Genomic DNA, 3046 nt, shown 5'->3' on the forward strand with positions numbered 1-3046 from the left:
CGCCGAGGGGCAGCGGCAGCTCCAGTTCGTCCTCAACCAGATCGTGATCCCGCTCGCGCTCGTGCTGATGGCGGCGGGGCTGCTCGTCTCGCTGCTTCGCTACCGCCTGTACGACGCGGAGGCGGCGATCAGCCGCTCGGCCGGCTACGCCTTGCTGACCTTGATGCTCGGCGCGACCTTCGCCGCGAGCTCCGAAGCGATCGAATGGTTCTTCGAGACCAATTTGGGAGGGGAAGCCGGAGCACTTCCGGGCGCGATCGCAGCGGCTCTCGCCGTTGTGCTGATCACGCCGCTCAACAACCGCGTGCAGGCCTGGGCGGAGCGGCGCTTCCAGAAGGGGCTGGTGCGCCTTCGCCGCGACCTGCCGGAAGCAGTCGGGGACCTCAGGGAAACGAGCGATCTGCCGGGCCTGCTGGACGAGGTGCTGGGTCGGCTTACGGACGGCGTGCGGGCCAAATGGGCGGCGGTCCTGGTCGGGCGGGAGATCGTGGCCGCGCGGGACATCGGGGCGGAAGCAGCTGCATCCTGGAGCGACAACTTCAGGCCAGATGCGGGGCTGGAGGCGCTCGGGCTCGACCGGGACGATCCGCTGTTCCCGGTGCGGCTGCCGCTCCGGGTGCGCTACGGGGGCGGTGAGCCGGTGGGCTGGATCCTGCTCGGCCCACGCCCGGACGGGAGCTTCTACGGCAGCGACGAGCGGGAAGTGCTTGCCGAAGTGGCGGACCCGATCGCAAGGGCGGTGCAGATCGTGGGGCTGAGGAACGAGCGGATGAGGGAGCAGGAGGAGCGGCTGAGGGCGCTCGAGGCGGCGGTGGCGAAGCTGACGGCCGCCCGGGCATGAGCTTCACGTCCAGGATCCTGCTGCTGGGCGCGGGCGAGCTTGGCAAGGAATTCGCGATCTCGGCGAAGCGGCTGGGGTGCTTCGTGATCGCCTGCGACAGCTATGCGGGCGCGCCTGCGATGCAGGTGGCGGATGAGAGCGAGGTCTTCTCGATGCTGGACGCCGACAAGCTCCGCGCGTCGATCGAGGCTCACCGGCCGGACCTGATCGTGCCGGAGGTCGAGGCGATCCGGACCGAAGTGCTGCTCGAGGTGGAGCGCGAGGGGTTCACGGTGGTGCCCTCGGCCCGCGCGACGATGATGACGATGAACCGCGACAGCATCCGGGAGCTGGCGGCGGAAACGCTCGGGCTCCGGACCTCGCGCTTCCGCTTCGCCGAAAGCCTCGACGAGGTGCTGGAGGCGGCGCGGCATACCGGGCTGCCGTGCGTCGTAAAGCCTGTCATGTCGTCATCGGGCAAGGGGCAGAGCACGGTCCGCGCCGAGGACGAGCTGGAGCCGGCCTGGGATTATGCGGTCGCCAACATGCGCGGCGACCGGGCGCGGGTGATCGTCGAGGAGTTCATCGACTTCGACTATGAGATCACCCTGCTGACGGTGCGCACCCGGGACGGCGTGCTCTTCTGCCCGCCGATCGGCCATCGCCAGGAGCGCGGCGACTATCGGGAGAGCTGGCAGCCGGCGGCGATGTCGGAGGCGGCGCTCGCCGAGGCGCAGAGGATGGCGAAGGCGGTGGTCGACGACCTCGGCGGCTACGGCATCTACGGCGTCGAATATTTCGTGCGGGGAGACGAGGTGATCTTCTCCGAGCTGTCGCCGCGGCCGCACGACACCGGCATGGTGACTCTGATCTCGCAGAATTTGTCGGAATTCGACCTGCATGCGCGCGCCGTGCTCGGCCTCCCGATCCCGCGCATCGCTCTGCTTGGACCGTCCGCATCCGCGGTGGTGCTCGCGGACCGGGACAGCGACAGCTTCAGCATCGCCGGCATTGCGGACGCGCTGGCGCTTGGAACCGAAGGCGCGGAGGTGGACGTGCGGGTGTTCGGCAAGCCGGTGACGCGCCCTTACCGGCGCATGGCAGTGACGCTTGCCACGGGAGCGGACACGGACGCGGCGCGGAAGCTCGCCGCGGAAGCCGCCGCGAAGGTGACGATCAGCTATTCCTGAGGAGGCGCTCGGGGCGGATCTGCTCCGGTGCGACGCCGAGTGCCGCCAGCCCCGCCGGCCAGGCGGCGCCGGTGATCAGGGCCTCGGTGATCTCGGCCATCGCCGGGGCGGTCTGGAGGCCGTAGCCGCCCTGGCCGGCGAGCCAGAAGAAGCCGGGGGCGTCGGGGGCGAAGCCGGCGGTCGGGACGCGATCCGAAGTGAAGGTGCGAAGGCCGGCCCAGCGATGGGCGATGCGGCGGACGCTGAGGCTTGTATATTCCTCGAGCCGATGGGCGGCGAGCGCGAGGTCGTAATCCTCGGGCTGGGCATCGCACGGCTCGCTCACAACTTCGTCGACCGGGGAGGCGAGCAGGCGGCCGGCCTCGGGAAGCATGTAGAAGAGGTCGGCGGCGGTCTTCACGAACGGCCAGTCCCGCACGTTCTCCCCGCGGGGAGGATCGACCACGATGATGGTGCGGCGCCTTGGGGTTAGGCCCAGCGGCCTCACGCCGGCGAGGGCGGCGACGCCGTCGGCCCAGGCGCCGGCGGCGTTGATCAGGATCGGGGCGGAGAAACGCTCGCCCGCTTCGGTCTCGGCTTCCCATTCCCCGCGCGCGTGCGCGAGGCGCGCAATGCGCTTGCCCATGTGGATCTCGCCGCCCGACGTCCGGACGGCGCGGGCGAAACCCTGCAGCAGCGCGTCGGCATCGAGCCGCAGGCCCGCCGTCTCGACGACGCCCGAGACCATCGCCCCCTCCCCCGTCTTCAGCACCGGGCAGAGCGCCCGGATCTCCGCTTCGCCTACGTAGGAAATGCTATTGGTGAAGCGCTCCATCTGCGCCTGGAGCGCGTGGAGGGTCGGAAGCATCTCCTCGGTCGCCACGAACAAGGCGGATGCGGTTCGGGCGATCGGCTCATCGCTGAAAGCCGCCGGAGGATCGAGGAAGAAGGCGCGGCTGTAGGAGGTGAGGCCGCGCACCGCCGCATCGCCGATGCCGTAATGCGAGAAGGTCACGCTCCGGCCGGAGCTGTGACGGCCGAGCGCCTCCTCAGCCTC

At 70.1% G+C, this 3046-nt stretch carries 3 protein-coding genes; 2 read left to right on the top strand and 1 reads right to left on the bottom strand.

Annotation, left to right across the window (positions count from 1 at the left end):
• Positions 1-841 (top strand): hypothetical protein (locus VF662_RS00315; RefSeq protein WP_464136327.1); only part of this gene is annotated, 841 nt, incomplete at its 5' end.
• Positions 838-2010 (top strand): formate-dependent phosphoribosylglycinamide formyltransferase, encoded by a 1173-nt coding sequence (gene purT / locus VF662_RS00320; RefSeq protein WP_464136329.1) that lies wholly within the window; start codon positions 838-840, stop codon positions 2008-2010. The genes VF662_RS00315 and purT, both read left to right, overlap by 4 nt.
• On the opposite strand, the gene VF662_RS00325 is transcribed toward purT, so the two are convergent.
• Positions 1997-3046 (bottom strand): NAD(P)/FAD-dependent oxidoreductase (locus tag VF662_RS00325; RefSeq protein WP_464136331.1); only part of this gene is annotated, 1050 nt, incomplete at its 5' end. The two genes, purT and VF662_RS00325, sit on opposite strands and share 14 nt — an antisense overlap.

Origin of the sequence: Allosphingosinicella sp. (assembly GCF_036387215.1) — a bacterium.
Lineage (GTDB): Bacteria > Pseudomonadota > Alphaproteobacteria > Sphingomonadales > Sphingomonadaceae > Allosphingosinicella.

Coding starts and splice junctions, on each gene's coding strand:
- purT (WP_464136329.1), top strand. CDS start 838: ATGAGCTTCACGTCCAGGATCCTGCTGCTGGGCGCGGGCGAGCTTGGC.